Source organism: Pseudoxanthomonas mexicana (assembly GCF_046736355.1).
Lineage (GTDB): Bacteria > Pseudomonadota > Gammaproteobacteria > Xanthomonadales > Xanthomonadaceae > Pseudoxanthomonas_A > Pseudoxanthomonas_A mexicana_B.
Window position 1 is genome coordinate 1497155 of the sequence record NZ_CP157201.1, and the last position, 21291, is coordinate 1518445.

The following is a 21291-nucleotide window of genomic DNA, read 5'->3' on the forward strand; positions in this document are numbered from 1 at the left end:
GCTATGCCGTACGGTACTGTGAAATGGTTCAACGACGCCAAGGGCTTCGGATTCATCGCGCCAGAAGATGGCAGCGCCGATGTCTTTGCGCACCACACCGCGATCAATTCCAAGGGCTTCCGCAGCCTGCAGGAAGGCCAGCGCGTCAGCTATGAAGTGACCCAGGGCCCGAAGGGCGCCCAGGCTTCCAACATCACCCCGGCTGCCTGAAACCGCTTCAAGATTCCCTTGAACCCCGCTGCGGCGGGGTTTTTTGTGCCCGCGGCACGGCCCGTTTCCGTGACGCCGGTCGCCCGGCCGGGAGCGCGCTGCCGGGCGCCGGCATGGGGAATGCAGCACAATCGCCCGCAGGCACTGCAGGCACACGGGAGAGCGCGATGAGCGGATGGCCCCCCTTCGAGACCCATGCGGTCGACAATCAGCCGCCGCCGTTCGAGCCACGCGACCTGTGGGCCGATGACCTCACGCTGCGCGAGGCCGTCGACCGCGAGGGCGGCGCGGCGTTCGCCGAGGCGCTGGCTCGCTACGCCGCGCTGGCCGGCGACGAGTTGTACCGCCTCGGCTTCGACGCCAACCGCGATCGCCCGCGGCTGAAGACCCACGATCGCCACGGCCACCGTATCGACGCGGTCGAGTTCCATCCGGCCTACCATCGGCTGATGGAGGCGGCCATCGGCCACGGCGTGGCCGGCCTGTCGTGGGCAGGCGACAGGCCCGGGCGGCATGTCGCGCGCGCGGCGCTGAGCTACCTGCACCACCAGGTCGAGGCCGGCACCAGTTGCCCGCTGACGATGACCCACGCCGCGGTGCCGGTGCTGCGCCGCGAGCCGGCGCTGCGCGAATGGGCCGACAAGGTCGCCGCGCAGCGCTACGACCCGCGCGACGTGCCCATCGCCGGCAAGGCCGGCGTCACCCTGGGCATGGGCATGACCGAGAAGCAGGGTAAGGATGTCATGAAAGCTATGGACGCACATATATGACATAGAAGACCATGGACATCATGAGTGGTTGTCGATACCCTTCCCTGCATCGAATGACGGCGTCCGAGGAAGGGGATGGCGCGCCTAGACAGGATTTGTTTCACGCCTCACGAGTTTCTTCTGGCGGAAGGAGCCGGGATTCGGTGGGTGGCGAAGGCTCACGATGTGGATGGCCGATCCGAATTGCAGGCAGTCAATGGAGTGCCTGTTCTCTACTGGGGGTCAGGGGAGCCGTGGACAGAAGCGAACCTGTATTTCGCCGCACGCGCAGACTTGGTGCTCAGTGAGCAGTTGTCTGTCGCGACGCTGGAGGCGACGGCGCAAGCGCTCTTGGCTTACATGAAGTTTCTTGAGTCCCAGCCGGAGCTACATTGGAGCCAGTTCCCCAAAAAGAAAGCAGATCGGCCGACGACCCGTTTCCGCGGCCACCTCGTCATGTTGCGAAAGAAGGATCGTATCGCTGCCTCGGTCGCAACAGCGCACATGGCGGGAGTGATCAAGTGGTATCGGTGGGTTAGGAGTGAGAGGTTGATTTCGGCAGACTGGCCGCTCTGGAAGGATCGGATTGTTCCGATCACGGTTAGCGACGAACACGGATTCAATCGGACAATCGCAGTTGCGAGTTCTGAACTCAGCATTCCGAACAAGAATCGCAATGCTGTCAAACTCGAGGATGGGCTGCTTCCCGTTAGCCTGGAAGAGCGCGACAGCATCCTCGAGTTGTCGGCCAGGCATAGCAGCTTGGAATTCAACTTGATGCTGCGTCTCGGATTCCTCACAGGAATGCGATTGGGATCGATATGCGATCTCAAGCTGGCTACGTTGACGAATGCGGTGCGTCTCGCGGAAACTCCATTGCTTCACTACCTGAACATCGGGCCAGGTGTGCGCGGCGCGCCAGTCAGGACAAAGTTCGGTGTGACCGGGCGGGTGATCATTCCAACGGAACTCCTATTGGAAATGCGTGCATACGTAAATTCCGAACGGCGACTTCGGCGGGAGGCGCTGGCAGCGCCGGAGCACAAGAATCTGGTCTTCCTTAATCGGTATGGCAAGCCGTACGCGACACGGGATAATGGCAAGAGCCCCTCGGTGAATGTCGATATGTTGCGCCTGCGCAAGGCGGCAGCCATCGAAGGTCTCAATCTCAAGGGGTTCAAGTTCCACCGATCGCGCGCAACGTTTGCCACTTCTCTGGCGGAAGCGGCTACTCGGATGCCTGGTGCATCCGTTGGGTGGGGCGACATCATTTCCTTGATTCGTGATCTGCTTCTGCATAAGGACGAAGCAACGGCGGCGCGTTACATCACCTTCGTCAAGCAACAAAAGGTCAAGGCGTACTGGGCCAATGAGTTCACGAAGTTCCTTTTCGGAAGCAGGCTTGCTGGGCAGGAAGAGCCGGTCGATGCGTGAGTTCGCGCCGCCAAGGATGTTGCTGCCCGTGAGTTATACCGAGCGCCAAGTGCGATTGTATGTAGATACGCTGTTGTGGCGTGGCGCTGGCGGAGCCAATGCATCAAATGTTGTCGAGAGGATTGCCTGTGGTGAGTTCGGGCGTCCAATTGAGAAGCGCCTAGACACAATCGAGCTTGTCTTCGAATTCCTGGAAGCTGAGGCCGCGCAGGGAGACAGGGATCAAACCGTCCGAAATTTCTACAGCCATCTCCGTTCCTTCTACGCGTTCGTGGATAAGCAGTCCGGTGACGTCAATCTGTCGAACGTCAGGGAGTGGTTCAAAGCGTGGGTGGAGTATCTGTACCAACGCGTTCGCTTGCGTGAACTGAAAGAGAGAGTGGTGTATCACCAGGGGAAAACGGTTGCTAGATTGTTCTCGCGAGCCATGGATGTTCCTTACGTATCGATGTCGAAAGGAACGAGGCTCAAGAAGCCTCGCAAGTCGAATCAGGCTCTCGGTACTGAGGCGGACAAGCAAAACCTCGCCGGAACGCAATCCTTCGGCATCGACTTGCTGGACATCGTCGAGAGCTTGAGTTTCGACGATTGTCTGGGGCCGTTGCCCGTGCATGTCAAGTTGCGATCCACCGGGAAATCCCATGAATTGTGGTGCGGTCTGCAGCCCACAAGCCGGGTTCTGGCAGAGACTGACGCCGAGAACCGACCGTTTGGTTCGCCAAAGGTCATACGTGCCCGTCGCAACAGGCGATCGACCGAGCCAAAGCTGGAGGAGCGGCTCATGGTCATCAACCTGCGGATCTGCGCCGAGTTCTTGATCTTCGTGGCGCAGACGGGCATGAACAAAGCGCAGGCAATGGCACTGACGCTGGGCGATTATCGGTATGAGAGCTTCATGGACGGATATGCAGTGCGCAAGTACAAGGGCCGGAAGAAGGGAGATGTAGAGTTCGAGATCTACAGCGAGTATCGCCCTTACTTCGAACGGTATCTCGATTTCCGCCTCCGGGCGATTCCCGGGGGATACTCGGAACTCTTGTTTCCGGTTTTTTCGCGGAAGGGTGCGCCTCCTGGGGCCGTCTTCAATATCGAGAACGTACGGCGATTTCTGGCGAAGCTGGGCAGGCCGTTCATCGCGCCGCAAATGCTGCGCGGTACGCGGATCAACTGGCTCGCCCGGGCCGCGGGTGACAACGCCGTGGTGGCAGAGATGGCGCAGCACGACGTGGCGACCCTCGAGCGGATCTACCTCAAACCAAATCATCAGGTGGCCGCGATCGAGTGGACCAAGTACTTCCAAGGGGTCGAAGATTCGCTGCAAGCAGCACCTGCTCCAGGCGGATGCGCATCGCAGACGCCCGCGCGGGCGGCGGGCGTGAGCGAACGTGCACCAGAGCCTGATTGTCGGAACCCTGCCGGTTGCTTCTTCTGTGACCTGTACCGCGGGATCGAAAGTCTTGATTACGCGTGGTCGATGGCCAGTTTCAGGATGCTAAAGCGGCTGGAACTGGCCAAATACAAGCGCGTCGACGCCGACCTGAAAACGAATGCGCCGCTGATGGTGGTCGAGAGGATCAACGACATCCTGACTGACTTCGGATCGCGTAGCGGCGTGCATGCTGATTGGGTCCGGGAAGCGGAAACACGTTGCCTGGAAGAAGATTATCACCCGCGGTGGGCGGGTTTCATTCTGCTGTCGGAGGTCATGGCGTGAATGAATTCGTGTTAAAGCTGGACAGTCCCTATGCTGTCCCTGGCATCGCCAACTACCTGTTGCCTTCGTTTCCGCCCCCGCCGGATTTTCCGATAGCGGTGGATATGGCGGGAGCAGTGGTCTGCCGTTACGCCGACCCTAGTTGGAATCTGTCTTGGCTAGCTGGCAAGCCCGTGCGACTGGATTTTGGCGTGGCTCCCAGGCGCCGCGATAGTTTGCGCCTGAGTTCAGGAAACAGCGAGTTGTTGAAGCAGGTGATGATCTACTACATGTACGGCGAACGGAACCTGGTCACGGCTGACACGCTGAGCTTCTATATCGCCTCGTTGCGCCCCTTGTTCAAGCTCTGTAACGACAACGGTATCCTCGTGTCCGATCTGGCTCGATACCCAAAGGTGGTTGCGAAGGTCAGTGGCGTTGTGCACAAGTCCAAGCTGGGCGTCGTGATGTCTATGCTGTTTGAGTTGTACAACGCGCGGGAGTTCCTGCAGTTCGAGATTTTGCCGCCGGAACGTCTCCAGATGATCATCAAGTCTGCACCGGAGACCACCAAGCGGCAGCATCCCTACATTCCGCCGCGGCTGTGGCTGTACCAGATGAAGAGGTGCCGTGAGATGCTGGAGGAGTTCAATCGACGGTGTGACGATTTCGAGGCGATCTACCATCACTGCCTCGATGTGTATCAACGGAAACACGGGTCGCTCGCGGCGTTCTACGAGTTGCCGCCTGGACCGCGCATGAGTGCGTTCCAAACCAACGCCGCCGCTGGGCTCGGCTCTTTTGCCGACACCGCGAGGGCATTCGGTGTGGCGGAGGTTATCGAGAAGTGGGTCGTTGATGTAGGGTCGACTCTCGATGAAGGATCGGGAGTCAGGTTGCTGTCGAAGTACTTCGGTGCAGTGCAGTTCGTGGGTAGCGTTTACCTAGCCAGTTTCAGTGGCATGCGTGCGTCTGAGGTTGCACGTCTCCGATCGGACTGTCTGGTCGTCGACCACGATGAGCGGGTGGGCGATGTCTATCTACTGCAGGGCGATACACGCAAGACAGTCGACGACGACAATGCGATCTGGATCACGAGCCCTACCGCGAAAATTGCGGTGGAGGCGATGTCGTCGGTTGCCAGGATGCGGATGACCACTGCCCTCGAAGATCCTCGCTTCGAGGTGGCTCAGGCGTTGGTCGAGAACCCGTACCTTATCACCCGTACGTACGAGCCGTGGGGCGTCTTGAGGGTAAACGATATCGGGTTGGGCGAGGAGGTGCGAAAGGCGTTGTCGTTCCGTGAATGGCGTATGCGTTGTCCCCGCTTGTTCGACCCAAAGGAAATTCTGATCACGGAAGAGGATCTACAGGCGGCGAGGCTGGTTACGCCTTCGCTGGATATGGATCGGTACGCGGTCGGGAAGCCGTGGAATTTCACATTCCACCAGTTGCGGCGTACCTTGAACGTGAACGCCACGCATAGCGGGATTGTGTCGCTGCCGAGCCTGCAGTATGAGATGAAGCACCAGACCCCGACGATGTCCTTGTACTACGGACAGGGGTTCTCGCGGCTCCGGCTGAACCGGGCCATGACCACCGAGTTCATCGAGACGATGTTTCAGGCATTGGCGACACGGGCCTCGTCGTTGCTCGGGGATGAGTTCGCCTCGCCTCTCGGCGAGAAGCACAAATCCCGTATGGTTGAGTTCATCAGCCAGCGCACCGCGAATCAGCTCTTGTCCATGGCCAAGAAAGGACAAATTTCTATTCGTGAAACCGTATTGGGCGTCTGCTTGAACCGGGACTATTGCCCCTATGGCGGCATCGATCATCTTTCGGAGTGCACGCGTTGCGACAAGGCTCTGATCAGCAAGGCCAAGCGAGACCAGATCGAGAGAGTAGGTCGATTGATTGCCCAAGCCATCGTCGACGTGGATAGCGTAGATTCGTTGTTGCGTGAGTGCTTCGATGCGCAGGAAGTGGCGGTGAAGGAGGCATTGAATGTTATCGATGCGGATTGATCCTTCTGTTATGGGTAAGGCCGAGGCAGCCTTTCGTGCTGCGTTTCTCCGGCTCAAGCTGGGCAAACCGGAAACTCTGCCTAAGGGGACGCCGGTCACGCAGAATAATGTCGCTCGCGAAGCCGGTAAGGATCCAAGTGCATTGAAGAAGGAACGGTTCCCTGCGTTGGTCAGGGAAATTCAGGGATGGATCGCGACGAGTGGGGCGCCACTGAAGAGCTCACGAACTCCGCGTGAGGAGCTAAGGGCTGCCCGTCGTAGAAATCAGAGCATGAGGGATCGGATAGAGGAGCTCAAGCGCGATAGGGATCTTGCCCAAAGCAAACTGATGTCAGCCGAAAGGGAGCTGCTTGAACTCTGGAGGGAGGTCGTTTCGTTGCGCCAGATGGTCAATCAGAATGTCGTCAGTCTTGGGTCCCGTCTGGTCGAACAGTAGTAGAGCGAAGGGAGGGAAATTGTCATGCGGCGTTGGCTACGAACTTGTTCGGAAGGTGGGCCGCAATTGGAGAATGGATTGTCCGCGGAGTTGGGTGCATGGACAGAAGGGGTTCACCCCGTTCTGACGCTCACTCCCGCGGCGTGGGCGGCTTCCTCGACCCGCAGGCCGTGGTCGATCACCCGTTCAACAAGAAGGGCTCAACCGCGAGGCGTAAGACGGGCATGTTTATGCAGGTTCATCCGGGGCTCCTGGGGTGCTTGATGGGTCGCACCTCCAGTGTTCCGGGATCACCCCGGATGAACAACCTACTGAGAGATCACAGCTAGGGACCATTATCGAGGGTAGGGGGCGATCCAGAACGGTCTTGGCAAGACGATCACTCACCTCCAGAAGCGGCTGGCCAGCCTAGTCGCGTGTCATTGGTGAGCGGCCCGTGCTCGCATTCTCGGGCCCATTCGGGGGTGGTTCTAGGATCTTCGAGATCAAGCCCGAACGGCGAATGGGATGACGCCACGGTCGCGGCCAAGTGGCCGACTTGTTCGATCGTTGGAAAGTGACGAGCAGTCCTGACTGCCTTCCGCCGAACGTCCACCGGCAGACGCTCATCCCGAGCCAGCTCAATTAGAAATCCGCCTGCCCAAACCAATGCGCGACTGCGCTCGTGTGGCGTTGTCATGGTGCCGCTTCTGAGGTCGTCATGACTAGTATCCAGTCAGGCTCTCTCACTCATTGAGATCGAAAGTGGAAGGGTTCAGCGGCTACTGCCTGATAGGCGAACCGCTGCCTCACGACCTCTGGTCGCTCGCATCCTTCCGAAGCTTATCTGCGACCAACTGCTCCGCAGCTTGCGCTGATGACGGGGCCGGCGGTTCGCGGGCATCTTCGAATTCCTTCCGGAGCTGGGGCGCGTACATCTCCAGGAACATCGCCGTGTGGAAGCGAAACTTTCGTGCCTCGCTCGGCAGGGAAATTCCGAGTTGCTTGGCCACCAGGGTGGCGTAGTTGAGCTGGGCTTCGGTCGGCTCCTTCAAGTCCCAATCGAGACTGTCTTTCAGTAGGGTCTCGACCTGCTTTTCCAAGCGCCTCACGAAAGTGTCCCGCACCTTTCGATCTTTGATGCGCTCGTACTGGATGGTCAGGGATTCCTCCAGGTTCTGAGAGACATACAGCTCGAGCGTCATCTCAACAGCGGTATTCACCAGATACAGGGTCATGTCGCATCGCTGGCGGCGGAGGTGTAAAGGGGCTGGCAGATGGGCCGATCTTACATGAATTTCATGTAATCGGTACCTGTGCCATAGCTTCTCCAGTCGCCCTTTTTTGGCGCGGCAATGGCTACCAAGACGATCTATTCAGCCAAATACAGACGGCTGGTTCAGCAGCTCCGAGCTCGACGGGAGGAGCTTGGGCTCACTCAAACTGCGCTGTCTCTGGAGCTCGGGTGGCCCCAACAGCGTTTGTCAGCCATCGAAGCGGGGGCGCGCCGGCTCGACGTCATGGAATTCCTTCACCTTACAGCGCGCTTGGGCCTAACCCCGGCAGAGGCGATCGGAATGGCGGTCAACGCGAGCGCGCCCTCGAACACCAGCGACTCGGTAGGGCGATAGTCTCCAATGCTGGCGCTGGGTGGACGCGCCTGCTGGATCGATACGGCCCCGCTGTTGGCCGCTGCTGCGAACTGATCGACGGCTGCAGACATGGACAGGGGCCGAGGGGCTACCCGGGTAGGACAGGATCGAGCGCCTCCTGTTCCAACCGGTACGGGTGATCTTTAGGGTCCGCTGCGATCGCATTCCAGCCCGCCATGCCGGCCCAATACGACATCCGCGCGAGTGCGGCGGTTGGCGCCGCCGTCTTTTGCGCCTGCTTCGGAACACTTGAGGGCGACATCTGCCAAGGTTGCAGACTCCGCCCTTGCTCGAGCACGTCCGCCGCCAACGTGGCGGCAATGCGAAAGCCGCCTTCGTCGATATCTCCCCAGTGGTAAATCCTGGTCGCGGCGGGCAGCCCAGCAATGATCCTTCGATATTGCTCCCAAACGGGAAGTTGTCGAGTAGAGTGCAGCGATTAGGGTGCGTTATCGAGGGTGGGCGGGCTGGATTGCCAACCCGAGCGGATGTTCAGTTGGGGCATCACGCCCTACCTCTGTCTTCTTCGAGAAGCGGCGCTTGTCCTGAGAGCAGATAACATGACTGCTGGGCGGGATCGATGCAGCAGCGCAGCAACCAGGCTGCGTCGAGGCGTAAACCTAGGGAGCCCCAAGAATGGCTGGCCAGTCAGGCTGCAATATCAACTGTGCCACTTCAGTGGGTGCCTCGCTCAACCAGCGGTGTGCATGCGAAGTAGTCGACGTCTTGCGGCTGCACGAGTCGATCCGGGCCGCCTTCTCGGAGTCCATGTCTGACCCGGCCGTTCACGCACATCTGTTCTCTCGGTACGCCCTGTTCGTCGACCGTGCGGCGTTGGACGCCATGGGGCGAGTCGCGGCGGCGCTCTTCGAAGTTGCAGAGAATCCACGATACCGCGAGCGCGTCCTGCAATGGGCCCCCGACATCGCAACCCATTACCCGGGTTCGGCGGGTGGCGTCCTGGGGCTGGACTTTCACCTGACCGTCGACGGCCCGCGGTTGATCGAGGTCAACACCAATCCAGGCGGGCTGCTCCTCAATGCCGTGCTGCTCGATGCCGTGAGATCTTGCGCGCCGGCTGCGTGGACCACCTGGACCACGGCGACGGAGGCCCATAGCGCGGCTGTAGCCGCCTGGCTTGACGATGCCCGGCAGCAGTCGGGCCGCGCGCCGTCCCGTGTGGCCATCGTGGACAGCGCCCCGCGGGAGCAGTTCCTCTACCCCGAGTTCGAGCTGTACGCGGACGCATTCCGGGAGCACGGCGTGGACTGCGTGATACGCGCGCCCGAGGATCTGAGGTTCGGCCCGGAGGGGCTTGCAGATGCCGACGGCCCGATCGACATGGTCTACAACCGGTTGACCGATTTCGCGCTTGAGGAAGCTTCGCATGCGGACCTTCGTCAGGCTTATCTCGCAGGGGACGTCGCACTCACCCCGCATCCGCGTGCGCACGCGCTGTTCGCCGACAAGCGCAACCTGGCGGTGCTTGGAGACGCGGCTTTGCTCGGCGGGTTTGGGGTCGATGCGGGTTTGACAGCCCTGCTGGCCGAGGTGATCCCGACAACGGTTGAAGTCGTCCCCGGAAACCGGGATGCGCTGTGGGCAGCGCGCAACGGCTACTTCTTCAAGCCTGCAGCAGGGTTCGGCAGCCGTGGCAGCTATCGGGGCGACAAGCTCACCCGGCGAACGTGGGAGTCGATGGCGTCGGCGACCTACATCGCACAGGCCTTCGCGCCACCGAGCATGCGGATCGTGCATGGGGGCCAGTCGCTCAAGGCGGACGTGCGCTGCTTCGCGTCCGAGGCGGGTGTGCTGTTGTTCGCGGCCCGGCTTTATCAGGGCCAGACTACGAACATGCGCACCCCAGGTGGTGGATTCGCAGCGGTGCTCACGACGCCACTGATCGGCGAGTAATCCTGGCTGGGGCCGCCCTGGCGGTATGCCGTGGACTACAGCCAGGCCAATGCTGATTCGGCCAGCTCGCGTTCCTCATCGATCGCGACGTTCCAGATGGCCGGCCCGCTCGCGGCATCGATCCGCGTGGCCCCAGCATCGTTGTCGTCAGGTGCCAGCGCCAGGCCAAGCCAGCCCAAGCGCGCGATGATCCGCGCCCGCAGACCCGGCGCGCGGTGGCCGATGCCGCCGGAAAAGACGACATGGTCGAGTCCGCCGATTCCCGTGGCCATGGCCGCGATGGACTGCGCGATCTGGACTGCGAAGAGGTCCACGGCAAGCTGGGCCTGCGGGCCAGGATCGGCAAGCAGCACGCGCATATCGCCGTGCCCGGCGATGCCGGCAAGACCTGCAGTGCGGGACAAACCATCTTCAATCGCTTGCGCGTCCAGCCGTTCGTGCCTGAGCAGGTACAGCAACGCACCGGGATCGAGATCCCCGGAGCGGGTAGGGCTCGGGATTCCCCCCAGCGGAGTGAGCGCCATGGTGGTGTCGCGGCTCCGACCGTCCTCGACGGCGCAGACGCTGCAACCCCCCCCCAGATGCGCGAAGACGGCGCGGCTCCGCAGGATTCCGGCGTCCTGGCTGGCCACGACTCGCAGTGCAGAGGCGAAGGCGAGTCCGTGGAAACCGTAGCGGCGGACGCCCAGCGCATCCCATGCTTCGGGGACGGGCAGGCGCTGGCTCCAGGGTGCGAGTGTCACGTGGAAGTCCGTGTCGAAGGCCACGCCCTGGCGGGCTTGCGGCCAACGCAGGCGCGCGGCACGCGCGAACGCGAGGGCGACCGGCTGGTGCAAGGGTGCGAATGGCACCAAGGCATCCAGTTTCGCAAGTACATCTTCGTCGAGCTCGCTGGCGTTGCGCAGGTCGCCGCCATGTACGATTCGGTGGACCACCACGTCGGGGCCGGGCGCCGGTATCGACAATATTTCGAGCAGGGTGGCAAGTCGCTCTTGCGCATCCGCGCCGACGGCAATCTCGGCCCGGGAGCGCTCCACGACGCGTGGCTGCGCGCCTGGGCCCTCAGCCTGCAACAGATAGCACGCGCCCTTGAGGGTGGACGAGCCAACGTTGAGTGCCAGAAGCCGGCGCGTGGTCATAGGTGTCGCCAGTTCATGTTCATGGGGACCGTACCGCCCGGCGCAACAGCTGCGCATTGATCGCCACCACGATGGTGCTCAGCGACATGAGCACTGCACCAAGCGCGGGTTGCAGCATGATCCCCCATGCAGCGAGAACGCCGGCAGCGAGCGGGATGGCGACGATGTTGTACCCGGCGGCCCACCACAGGTTCTGGATCATCTTGCGATAGGTCGCCTTGCTCAATGCAATGATCGCAGGGACGTCGCGCGGGTCGCTGCGCACAAGTACGACGTCGCCAGCCTCGACCGCGACATCCGTCCCTGTGCCGATGGCGATGCCGACGTCGGCTGTGAGCAGCGCCGGCGCGTCATTGACGCCGTCGCCCACCATCGCGACGCGCTTCCCTTGGGCCTGCAGTTCCTCGATCTTTGCCACCTTGTCCTCTGGCAGGACCTCGGCGAAGACGGTGTCGATATTGAGCTCCTTCCCGACCGCATTGCCGACTGCGGTGGAATCACCAGTCAGCAGCACAACCTCCAGTCCGTTGTCGTGCAGACGCTTGACCGCATCGAACGATTCGGGACGGATGGCGTCAGCGATCGCGAACACGGCGAGCACCCGGTCGCCTTCCACAAGGTAGGTTGCAGATTGACCATCGGCTGCCGCTGATTCGGCAGCCCGCCGAAGCGTCTCCGGCGGTTCGACCGCGAGCATTCTCAACAGACCCGGCCCGCCAACGTGGAGCGAGCGCTCCTCGACGACTGCGCGCACGCCGCGTCCCGGCATGGACTCGAAGTCCTGCGACATCGGAACGTCGATGCCATGTTCCTTGGCGCTGGTCATCAGCGCCTGCGCGATCGGATGTTCAGCGTCGCGCTGGACCGACGCGGCCACGCGAAGCACCTCGTCGTCGGTGAGTCCATCGGCGGCAGTGGTCTTCACGACGCGGTGCGAACCGAGCGTGAGCGTGCCTGTCTTGTCGAACACGACCGTGTTCAGCAAACGGGCCTCTTCCAGGCCGCGTCGATCGCGCACGAGCAGGCCGTTCCGTGCGCCAATCGTGGTCGAGATGGCGGTCACCAGCGGGATGGCCAAACCCAGCGCATGGGGACAGGCGATCACGAGCACGGTCACTACGCGCTCGATCGTGAAGCTCCACGGTCGACCGAGGAGTGGCCAGACAATGGCGGTAACCGCGGCGGAGACGATGGCGATGATCGTGAGGTAGAACGCCGCCCGGTCCGCCAGGGCCTGGGCGCGCGAGCGCGACGTCTGGGCCTGCTCGACGAGCCGCATGATACCCGCGAGCGCGGTCTCGTCGCCGGTTCCCGTCACCTCGACACGCAACGAGCCCTGTCCGTTGACGGTGCCGGCGATCACCCGGTCGCCCGTCGACTTGTCCATCGGCTTGGACTCGCCGGTGATCATCGCTTCATTGACGGCGCTGGTCCCTTCCTTCACGACGCCGTCGGCGGGAATGCTCGCGCCGGGCCTGATGAGCAGCAGGTCGCCGCGCTTCAGTTCCGCGACAGGGACTTCCTTCGCGGTACCGGCCTCATCCAACCGCACCGCCATATCAGGCAGCAGCTTCGCGAGTTCCTTGAGAGCGCCCTGTGCCTGGTTGATCGAACGCATCTCGATCCAGTGGCCGAGCAACATGATCGCCACCAGCGTCGCCAGCTCCCACCACAGGTCCAAGCCCTCGACAACGCCGAGCGTGACCAACGCGCTGTAAAGGAAGGCGACGGTGATCGCAAGCGAGATCAGCGTCATCATGCCCGGCAGGCGATTTCTCAGCTCGTGGTATCCGCCGCGGACGAACGGCGAGCCGCCGTAGAAGTACACGATCGTGCCGAACACCGCCGGGATGTACGCCGACCCCGGGAACTGTGGTGCGGTGTAGTCGAACCAATGCTGGATCATCCCGCTCCAGATCAGAGTGGGGATGGTCAGCAGCAGCGTGAGCCAGAACTTGTCGCGGAAGCTCGCCACGCTGTGGCCGGCGTGCTTGTCGTGCCCGGCATGGACGTCACCTTCAGCACCCGTGCGGGGATGCGGCGGTTGCTCGCCGTGCGCCTGATGATCTTGATGATGATGATTGTGTTGCGTCATGGGTCTGCCTTCCTGGATGCACTGATGCGCCGGGCACCAGCGGGGAGATAGATCAGTGTTCTGTTACAAGTGTCCCGATCTGGCGATGGCCATCACCAGCCGCAGTGAGAGCAATCCCGCAGCAGCGAAAGCCACCATAGCCAGGAAAGGCATGTGACCGAACACTTGCGGGCCGTCGGAATGCAGGCTCAACAGCGCACCGCTTACGTACAGGCCCAAGGTGACCAGGGCCAACGCCAGCCGGTTGCCCGTGCGCGCGATTGCCTCCTGCGTGGAACTCAGGCCATGGTGGTGTACGGAGAAGGCGGGTCGTCCGTCGCTCAGTTGCGCCTGCCGCAACAGGTCGGTGGCGATCTGTGGCAATTGGCGCGCAGTGCGGGCCAGCCGCATGGCAAGCGGCCTGTTGCCGCTGGGGCGGCTGGCTTCGGCAATGTCGGCGATCGCGGCCGCCTGCGCGGACAGCGTCCCCAGCAGGTCCAGATCCGGATCCAGCGCCCGCAGCGTGTTCTCGACCAGGAACAGCGTCCGGATCAGGGACAGCAGGTGGGCCGGAAGCCGGAAGCCAGCGCCCTGCCCAATGCGTGCCACGCGCCAGATTGCCTCGGCAATGGACCACTGCGCCAGCGGACGGCTGGCCATCTCGGCCAGGATCAGGTGGATCTCGCGCACATGCGAGCGGCGGTCGACCTGCGGCGGGAAGAAGCCCATGGCGATCGCTGCATCCAGCACGCCCTCGGCGTCGTCGGCCGCAATGGCCTCGACCATGCCGCCGAGCGCGAGCCGGGATGCAGGGTCGAGCACGCCGATCGAGCCAAAGTCATGCAGGCACAGGCGACCGTCGTCAAAGAAGAACAGATTCCCCGGGTGCGGGTCGGCATGGAAGACGCCGGCGCCGAAGAGCTGATGCACGTAGGCACCGAGCAGCGCCCTTGCCAGTGCGGGAGCCGCCGCCGTTCCATAAGCGGCTTCCAGGCGGGTGCCGTGGCTACGATCCTGGACCAGCACGTCGCGGGTGGCGTAGGGCTCAACGACATGTGGCTGTGTGATGCCGGGCAGGGCATCGAGCACCTTCGCCATGCGGCGCATGTTCTGCGCCTCGTGGCGCATGTCGATCTCGTCGCGCAGGAAGGCACCCAGTTCGTCGACGAGCTCGAGCGGGCGGTGCCGCGTGAGCGGCGGCCACAGCCACTGGGCCACGCGCACCGTGCGCCGCAGCAGCCGCAGGTCGGCCTGCACCTGGGCATGGATGCCGGGGCGGGTGATCTTGACGACCACGTCGCGTCCGTCATGCATGCGCGCCGGGTGGATCTGGGCGACTGAAGCCGCGGCCAGCGGCCTGTCATCGAAGCTGGCGAAGAGCGCGTCGACCGGTGCGCCGAACGCCTGCTCGACGCTGCGCCTCGCCTGCTCCGCAGGAAACGCCGGCACATCGCTGTGCAGTCGCGACAGCGCCTCCCGATAGGGCGCCGGCAGCAGGTCCCAGCGCAGGCTCAAGCCCTGGCCCAGCTTGACGAAGGTGGTGCCCAGCCCCACCAGGGTGGTGCTGATGTAGGCGGGAAGCCGATCGGGTGCACGCCGGCGCAGGCGCAGCACGGCGACTCCGAGCTTCAGTCCGGCCCAGGCGATCTGACCTCCGCGGCGCACCGTGCCGGCCATCAGCGCGAGGTCCTGACCGGCCGGCTGACGATGCCGGCCCCGCTTCCGCGCGCAGGATGGCGGTCGGATCGCCGCGACCATCCACGGCCGCCAGCTCCGCTTCGGACAGCAGGTTGTCGCGGGACTCGCCGAGGACGCCCGCAGCCGCGTCAACCACGTGCGCCCAGGTGCTGCGGTTGGCGAACAGCAGGCCCGGCACGTCCAGTGTGCCGCCCCGGTTGACGAAGCCCAGCGCCGCGGTGGTGGTGGGGCCGGTGTCGAGTCGGCGCAGCGCACCGAGGAAGGGCTCCGGACGGGTGTGGGTAACGAATACGCGCGGCCGGCCCACCGGAAACAGCGCTTGGACCGCACTGTCGGAGTGCACGTACCTTGCCTCCTCCGGATCGCGCGGGGCGCGAAATCGGCCGGGTTCGGCGAGATAGACGATCGCGGCCGACATTCCGCGTGCGGCCAGACGCGCCTGTGCGCGGCGCACTTCCTGCAGCTGGTACGCGCCGGTGGCCACCAGCAGGATCGCCGCCGTCTCCGGATCGCCGGCGAGGCATGTTGCGCCGGTCTCGGCCAGTGCCTGGGCCTGCTGCGGGGTCAGCTCATGAGGCACCGGACGCTTGGGAACGACCAGTGTGGTGACCGTGCCCCGTTGCGCGAAGGCGCGGGCGAGGGCGGCGGCAGCGCCATTGGCGTCCGGCGGGAACACCACGCGCGAAATGTCGGCCATTTCGCCCATGAGTGCCTCGGCCATGGTCGGATCCTGGTGGGACTGTTCGTTCTTCGCGTTCTCCCACGTGTGCGAGGTCAGCACCAGGGGCACGCCCAGCCAGCCGGGTGGGCGCCCGGCCTGGGCCTGGTGGCGGGCGAAGATCAGTTCCTGACGTACGGCGCCGAGCATCTTCGGTGCAAACGCCTCGTAGGTGACCACCAGGTTTAGCCCGCCCTTGTTGCCGAGCGCCGCGCAGACCACGGCTTCTTCGTTGAGCGCAGTGATGACCGCGCCGGTTGGCGATTCGGCGACGCCGGGCTCGGGCTCGTGCACCCGGTGCTTCATCGCGTCCAGGGTCCGGTCGAGCTTGTTGCTGCGCAGCTCATCGGGATTGCCCACGCGCACCCGCAGTCCCGGATTCGCCTCGGCGATGGCGACGAACTGCTCGTCGAGTGCGGTCATTGGCGAGCTCTCACCGCCGGCGCCGCGGTCGGCGATCGCCGGGACGCGGGGCGGTTCCACCTGGCGATCGGCCAGCGCATGGTCGCGCTCGCGCACCCGCTGCTGGAGATCGTGGCTGTTGAGTGCGGCAACGGCCTGCTCGAGCTCCGACGCGGCCACGAACAGCGCCGCTGCGCCTTCATTGAAGAGCGTGCGCGCCGCGGCATCCTTCGCCGGATTCCCCGGCAGCGGCAAGTTGTGCGAGGCGTTGGTCCCGGCGCCGGGGAAGCCGAAGCCCTTGACGGTTTCGGCGATGCCATAGGGCAGCCGCACGTCGGCGGGAACAGCGGCGCCCGCTTGCAGGCGCGACTCCATCACGTGGATGCCCCACGCGATGCTGGCCGGATCGCGCCCGTCCAGCGCGATCGGATCAAAGCCGTTCAATCGCAGGTGCCGGTCCAGCCACCGCTCGCCGCCCTGCTGGGTGATCTGGCTGCGCTGTTCGATGCGGCGCCCGTTGAGGATGATGATCGGGCTGACCAGTCCGCTGTCCTCGGCGCGCCACCAGCGTGGCGCCCAGTCGCTGCCACGCTGTTCCTCGAACGCACCGTCGCTGAGGAAGGCGACCAGGCGTTCATCCTTGAGCGGCGCATGCACGTACTGCAGCTCGGCAAAGCCGAGATAGCCGCCTTCCATCACGCCCCCGGCGGTGTGCGCATTGACGTGGGAGCCGAGGGGCGACGCCGGCGTTCCGTCCGGATTGAGGGTGTAGGCATAGAAGTCGCTTACGAACCGGCTCAGCCCTTCGCCGGTGCGGTCGTAACGTTCGGCGTGCCGGTCGGTCATGTTGCCAACCAGCACGTTCAGCGCGTCGATGGCGGCCACGCAGTGCCCCTGGCCCATCATCCACGCGCGGGTGACGCCATCCAGGGAATCCATCAGCAGGTAGCCGGCGTAGGCGGGCACCATGTTGAGGGACCCGCCGGTGTGGCCTTCAGGCGTGGTCTTGAAATCATCGACCTCCAGGGCCGCGCCGTCGGTACGAACGCGCTGGCTGTAGGTCATGTGCGCCACCAGCCACATGCCGGCGCTGGTGACGCGGTCGGCCGCGGCGAGCCGCTGCCATGCGGTGCCGGCATCCGGCGTGCGGCCCAGGGCGACCAGCTCGTGCACCATCTGGCGGACCCGGAGCAGGGTAAGCGGGTCATGTCGGATCACCCCGTAGCCGGCCGCCCAGTGGGCGAACGCGGGATCGGCCTGCCGGTGGGCGTCGGCGAGTTCAAGGATCCGCTGGCGCTCGGCGGCCGACAGCTGGTCGGCGGTGCAGCAGTTGAGATGCAGGTTCATGGGTCCTCCGGGGAATCGGTCGAAGCGGTCATCAGGGTCGATGCCGCGGCGGCGAGGTCCGCACCCAGCGCGATGGCGTTGGAGGGGTGGGAAATGGTGTCAGTGCTGACGATGCGGGCCAGGCCCGCCTCCTGCAGGCGGGCATAGGCGTCGCCTGCGAACACCGGATGGATGGCGACCAGCAACGGCGACGGCAACGACAACCGGCGCAGGTGTGCGAGGGTCTCCAGGATCGTGTGGCCGGACGACACGATGTCGTCGATCAGCACCGGAGTCCGACCAGCCACGGCTGCCGGGTCGGGCAGGCTGACGCGCACGTCGTAGTCGCCGTGCCGCTCCTTGGCCAGCACCTGGTAGGGCATGCTGGACAGGGCGGCGATGTCCGCTACCCACTGCTCGCTCTCGCTGTCAGGGCCGATCAGCACAGCGTCGGGGACGGTCTCAGCGATCCAGCGGGCCACGGCCGGCGTCGCCGATACATGGACCGTCGGAATGCGGTAGAGCGACTGCAGGCGCTCGACGCGGTGCAGGTGCGGGTCCACGGTCACCAGCCAGTCGAAAGCCTCTTCGAGGAATTGTGCAAACAGCGGTGTACTGACCGCCTCGCCGCGATGGAAGCGGGTGTCCTGGCGCATATACCCCAGGTAGGGTGCGATGAGGCCGACCGAGCGCGCCCCGAACTCGCGCGCCGTTCGGGCGGCGAAACGCAACGGGAGGGCCAAAGCATCGGCGTGGCGCAGGCTGGCCAGGATGGCCACATCCGCGCCAGCCAGCGAGTCCTCCAGGGTCACCAGCGACTCGCCATCGGGAAAGTGCCGCCAAGCCACAGGTGCAATGCGCGCCTGCATAGCCTGGTTCATGGTGCTGGCCAATGCTGCATCGGCCGGGAAAGGCATCAGCACACGGGTCATGGAACCTCTCCAAGGACGAAGGGTTGCAAGGTGGCGGCGTGCTCCAGCGCATAGGCCAGCTCGCCCGGAGACTCCGCATGCAGGGTCAGCAGAGGCTGTCCGCGCTCGACCGCATCGCCGACGCGCAGACTCGTTTCCAGGCCGGCGGTGGGGGATGTGGGTGCGCCGGCCAACTTGGCCAGCTTGGCCAGCCTGCGGTTGTCGATTTCCGTGATGCGGCCCGACGCGGATGCCGGAACGTCGGCGGTGAATGGCGCCCGCGCCGGTTCGCGGAAGCCTCCCTGGGCTTCGCAGATCGCCAGGAACTTGGCCAGCGCCCTCCCGGAATCCAGCACGCTGCGCGCGCGCTCCAGTCCGGTGCCGGCGTTGCTGCCCGGTGCCATGTCCAGCAGCGCCGCGGACAGCGCAAGTGCGCGTTCGCGAAGGTCGGCGGGTGCATCGGCTGCGTTGCGCAGCACCTTGAGCACATCGTGCGCCTCGAGCGCCGGGCCGATGCCCCGGCCCACCGGCTGGGTGCCGTCGGAGCGATGGATGCCCAGCTGCAATCCAAGCGCAGCCGCGGTGTGCGCAAGCCGTGAGCCCAGACTGTGGGCCGCGGCCTCACCTCGCACCTTGGCCGTCGGACCCACCGGCATGTCGATCAGGACGTGGGTGGAGCCCGCGGCTATCTTCTTCGACAGCACGCTGGCCACCAGTTGACCGTCGCTGTCGAAGTCCAGCGGCCGCTGCACCCGGATCAGGATGTCGTCGGCCGGGCTCAGGCGCACGTTGCCGCCCCAGACGATGCAGCCGCCCTCGCGCTCCACCACCCGCCGCATCGCCGCCAGGTCGAGCGCCACCGGCGCCATCACTTCCATGGTGTCGGCGGTGCCTGCCGGAGACGTGATCGCGCGCGAGGACGTCTTCGGAATGCGGTAGCCCAGCGCGGCCACGATGGCCACCACGATCGGGGTGGTGCGATTGCCCGGCAGGCCGCCCACGCAGTGCTTGTCCAGCACCGGCCCTTCGCCCCAGTCCAGGCGCTGGCCGACGGCGATCATGGCGCGCGTCAGCGCGGTCGTCTCCGCGTGGTCCAGGCGGTCGCCGGCGCTGGCTGTGACGAACGCGGCAAGCTCCAGGTCCGACAACCTGCTTTCCATCACGTCTTGCACCAGGGCAAGGTACTGCGCGTCGTCCAGCCGCGCGCCGAATACCTTGGCCCGGAGCGCGCCTGCCGACGACGCGGGTTCCGCATGCCCGACCCAGGCCAAGGCATCGGGCATGGGATCCAGCAGCGTCCACGCGGCCTCCGACAGGGCTATCTCATCCAGGCCAAGCCGATCGTCGACAACCACGTTCAGCGTCGCCACCAACGTGCGGGCGTCCACGTCCAGCCTCACGCGTGTCATCGCGGCAAAGCCCTCCGAGCGGCAGACTTCGCAGTCGCGATGCATGTAGACCACCGGCTGCTGGTAGGTGTCGATGCCGGCACGGGTGACGCGCAGGCGGGTATGGCCTGCGGCCTGCCCGGTCATTGCGCATCCTCCAGTCCCACGCGCTCCAGGTGCTCGGGCACGCGCGCCCGCCAGCCCAGCTCGCGCTGCACGCGCCCGCGCAACGTGTCGGCTGCATCGGGCTCGCCATGGGTGAGATAGACGACGCGCGGCGCGGATGGCGCGGTGCGCATCCAGTCCAGCAGCTCCCCGGCGTCGGCGTGGCCGGAAAAGCCTTGCAACTGCACCACCTCGGCGCGCACGGGCACCTCGCGACCGAACATGCGCAAGCTGGGCTTGCCCGCCGCGAGCGCGGCACCGCGTGTTCCGCCGGCCTGGTAGCCGGCGAGCAGGATCGCGTTGCGGTCATCGGGGCCGAACGCCTCGATGTGGTGAAGCACGCGTCCACCGGTGATCATGCCGCTGGCGGAGATGATGATCATCGGCCCGCGCTGGCGGTTGAGCGCCTTCGACTCTTCCACCGTGTTGACGAAGGTGGCCACGTCGAACATCCGCTGGCAGTCCTCTTCGGACACGTGGTGTTCGGAATGGTGGGCGTGGTAGTGCCGGGTCGCGTTGATCGCCATCGGGCTGTTGAGGTACACCGGCACGCGAGGGATCTCCTTGCGCTCACGCAGCCGGGCGATATGCAGCATGAGCGCCTGGGCGCGTCCGACAGCAAAGGCGGGGATGACGATAACGCCCCCGCGCGCGGCAACACGGCGGATGATCGGGGCCAATTCCGCTTCTTGGTCGATCGGGACGTGTTCGCGATTGCCGTAAGTGGACTCGCAGACCAGTACGTCGCAGGCGGGCAGGGGCGTCGGCGGATTCATCAGCGATTCCTGCTGCCGTCCCAAGTCGCCGCTGAAGTGCAAGCGCTGGCCCTGGACATCCAGGCTGACGTGGGCGGCGCCCAGGATGTGACCTGCGGGGTGGAAGCGCACCGTGAAGCCGGGCGCGACCTCGATGTCGCGTTCATGGTCATGTCCCTGCAGCTGCTTCAGGCTGCGACGGGCGTCCTCTTCCGTATAGAGCGGTCGCGGCTCCTTGTGCTTCGAGTAGCCCTTGCGCGCGGCGTACTTCGCCTCTTCTTCGAGCAGGTGCCCGCTGTCGGGAAGCAGCAGGCCGCACAGCGCCACGCTGCCGTGGGTGCAGTGGATCCGGCCGCGGAACCCCTGCTTGACGAGTGCGGGCAGGTAGCCCGAATGGTCCAAGTGGGCGTGGGTCAGGATCACCGCATCGATTGATGCCGCGTCGACGGGAAACGGTGCCCAGTTGCGCTCGCGCAGCTGTTTGTAGCCCTGGAAGAGACCGCAGTCGACCAGCACGCGCTGGCCATTGGCCTCGACCAGGTAGCGCGATCCGGTGACGGTACCGGCGGCACCGAGGAACTGCAGCGTCGGGCGGGAAGTCGAGGTCATGATGAGCTCCGGTTC

General features: G+C 64.5%; 17 protein-coding genes and 2 pseudogenes. 8 read left to right on the forward strand and 11 right to left on the reverse strand.

Translation table 11 applies throughout. The annotated features are described in order from the left end of the window. Nucleotides 1-3: 3 nt before the first annotated feature. The 6 genes and pseudogenes from AAG688_RS06855 to AAG688_RS06880 all read left to right on the forward strand — a co-directional run bounded on the left by AAG688_RS06855 (nucleotide 4) and on the right by AAG688_RS06880 (nucleotide 6546). Nucleotides 4-210 carry a cold-shock protein gene (locus AAG688_RS06855; protein ID WP_097119939.1) on the forward strand — a complete coding sequence of 69 codons (207 nt, stop codon included), beginning with the start codon at nucleotides 4-6 and terminating at the stop codon, nucleotides 208-210. Between the two features lie 167 nt (nucleotides 211-377). Beyond that, a pseudogene (locus tag AAG688_RS06860) lies at nucleotides 378-962 on the forward strand (DNA alkylation response protein); the annotation flags it as partial. A gap of 93 nt (nucleotides 963-1055) precedes the next feature. Beyond that, the gene (locus AAG688_RS06865; RefSeq protein WP_411834608.1) at nucleotides 1056-2393 is read left to right on the forward strand and encodes a tyrosine-type recombinase/integrase; all 1338 of its coding nucleotides are present in this window, start codon (nucleotides 1056-1058) and stop codon (nucleotides 2391-2393) included. Continuing rightward, nucleotides 2386-4107, forward strand: coding sequence for a hypothetical protein (locus tag AAG688_RS06870; protein WP_330947196.1), 1722 nt, complete (start codon nucleotides 2386-2388; stop codon nucleotides 4105-4107). The genes AAG688_RS06865 and AAG688_RS06870 overlap by 8 nt, the downstream gene beginning before the upstream one ends. Beyond that, the gene (locus AAG688_RS06875) at nucleotides 4104-6110 is read left to right on the forward strand and encodes a hypothetical protein (protein WP_411834609.1); all 2007 of its coding nucleotides are present in this window, start codon (nucleotides 4104-4106) and stop codon (nucleotides 6108-6110) included. The genes AAG688_RS06870 and AAG688_RS06875 overlap by 4 nt, the downstream gene beginning before the upstream one ends. Then, nucleotides 6091-6546, forward strand: coding sequence for a hypothetical protein (locus AAG688_RS06880; RefSeq protein ID WP_411834610.1), 456 nt, complete (start codon nucleotides 6091-6093; stop codon nucleotides 6544-6546). Before AAG688_RS06875 ends, AAG688_RS06880 begins: the two co-directional genes overlap by 20 nt. A gap of 119 nt (nucleotides 6547-6665) precedes the next feature. Here the strand turns inward: AAG688_RS06880 and AAG688_RS06885 are convergent. The 3 genes and pseudogenes from AAG688_RS06885 to AAG688_RS06895 form a co-directional block, all read right to left on the reverse strand. After that, nucleotides 6666-6788: pseudogene (locus AAG688_RS06885) on the reverse strand (leucine zipper domain-containing protein); the annotation flags it as partial. Between the two features lie 137 nt (nucleotides 6789-6925). Continuing rightward, nucleotides 6926-7225, reverse strand: a complete 300-nt coding sequence (locus AAG688_RS06890) for a BPSL0761 family protein (RefSeq protein WP_330947193.1) — start codon at nucleotides 7223-7225, stop codon at nucleotides 6926-6928. A gap of 109 nt (nucleotides 7226-7334) precedes the next feature. After that, entirely contained in the window at nucleotides 7335-7763 is a 429-nt protein-coding gene (locus tag AAG688_RS06895) for a hypothetical protein (RefSeq protein WP_411834611.1), read from the reverse strand. A gap of 117 nt (nucleotides 7764-7880) precedes the next feature. On the opposite strand from AAG688_RS06895, the gene AAG688_RS06900 reads away from it, so the two are divergent. Continuing rightward, complete coding sequence (locus tag AAG688_RS06900; RefSeq protein ID WP_330947191.1) at nucleotides 7881-8156, forward strand: helix-turn-helix transcriptional regulator; 276 nt, start codon at nucleotides 7881-7883, stop codon at nucleotides 8154-8156. 109 nt (nucleotides 8157-8265) lie between these two features. Here the strand turns inward: AAG688_RS06900 and AAG688_RS06905 are convergent, their stop codons facing one another. Then, nucleotides 8266-8487 (reverse strand): hypothetical protein, encoded by a 222-nt coding sequence (locus tag AAG688_RS06905; RefSeq protein WP_411834613.1) that lies wholly within the window; start codon nucleotides 8485-8487, stop codon nucleotides 8266-8268. Nucleotides 8488-8945: 458 nt separating this feature from the next. On the opposite strand from AAG688_RS06905, the gene AAG688_RS06910 reads away from it, so the two are divergent. After that, nucleotides 8946-10091, forward strand: a complete 1146-nt coding sequence (locus AAG688_RS06910; protein WP_162407204.1) for a hypothetical protein — start codon at nucleotides 8946-8948, stop codon at nucleotides 10089-10091. Nucleotides 10092-10126: 35 nt separating this feature from the next. Here AAG688_RS06910 and AAG688_RS06915 read toward each other — a convergent pair whose 3' ends face one another. The 7 genes from AAG688_RS06915 to AAG688_RS06945 form a co-directional block, all read right to left on the reverse strand. After that, nucleotides 10127-11230 (reverse strand): hypothetical protein, encoded by a 1104-nt coding sequence (locus AAG688_RS06915; protein ID WP_411834614.1) that lies wholly within the window; start codon nucleotides 11228-11230, stop codon nucleotides 10127-10129. 19 nt (nucleotides 11231-11249) lie between these two features. Further along, nucleotides 11250-13325, reverse strand: coding sequence for a heavy metal translocating P-type ATPase (locus AAG688_RS06920; protein WP_411834615.1), 2076 nt, complete (start codon nucleotides 13323-13325; stop codon nucleotides 11250-11252). 63 nt (nucleotides 13326-13388) lie between these two features. Continuing rightward, complete coding sequence (locus AAG688_RS06925; RefSeq protein ID WP_411834957.1) at nucleotides 13389-14753, reverse strand: ABC1 kinase family protein; 1365 nt, start codon at nucleotides 14751-14753, stop codon at nucleotides 13389-13391. Then, nucleotides 14665-17469: a xylulose 5-phosphate 3-epimerase gene (locus AAG688_RS06930; RefSeq protein WP_411834616.1), complete on the reverse strand. Its 2805-nt coding sequence runs from the start codon at nucleotides 17467-17469 to the stop codon at nucleotides 14665-14667. The genes AAG688_RS06925 and AAG688_RS06930 overlap by 89 nt, the downstream gene beginning before the upstream one ends. Continuing rightward, nucleotides 17466-18380 (reverse strand): ribose-phosphate diphosphokinase, encoded by a 915-nt coding sequence (locus tag AAG688_RS06935; protein ID WP_182335401.1) that lies wholly within the window; start codon nucleotides 18378-18380, stop codon nucleotides 17466-17468. The genes AAG688_RS06930 and AAG688_RS06935 overlap by 4 nt, the downstream gene beginning before the upstream one ends. Then, the gene (locus tag AAG688_RS06940) at nucleotides 18377-19894 is read right to left on the reverse strand and encodes a thymidine phosphorylase family protein (protein ID WP_411834618.1); all 1518 of its coding nucleotides are present in this window, start codon (nucleotides 19892-19894) and stop codon (nucleotides 18377-18379) included. The genes AAG688_RS06935 and AAG688_RS06940 overlap by 4 nt, the downstream gene beginning before the upstream one ends. Beyond that, the gene (locus tag AAG688_RS06945) at nucleotides 19891-21276 is read right to left on the reverse strand and encodes an MBL fold metallo-hydrolase RNA specificity domain-containing protein (protein ID WP_411834619.1); all 1386 of its coding nucleotides are present in this window, start codon (nucleotides 21274-21276) and stop codon (nucleotides 19891-19893) included. The genes AAG688_RS06940 and AAG688_RS06945 overlap by 4 nt, the downstream gene beginning before the upstream one ends. Between the last annotated feature and the right edge of the window lie 15 nt (nucleotides 21277-21291).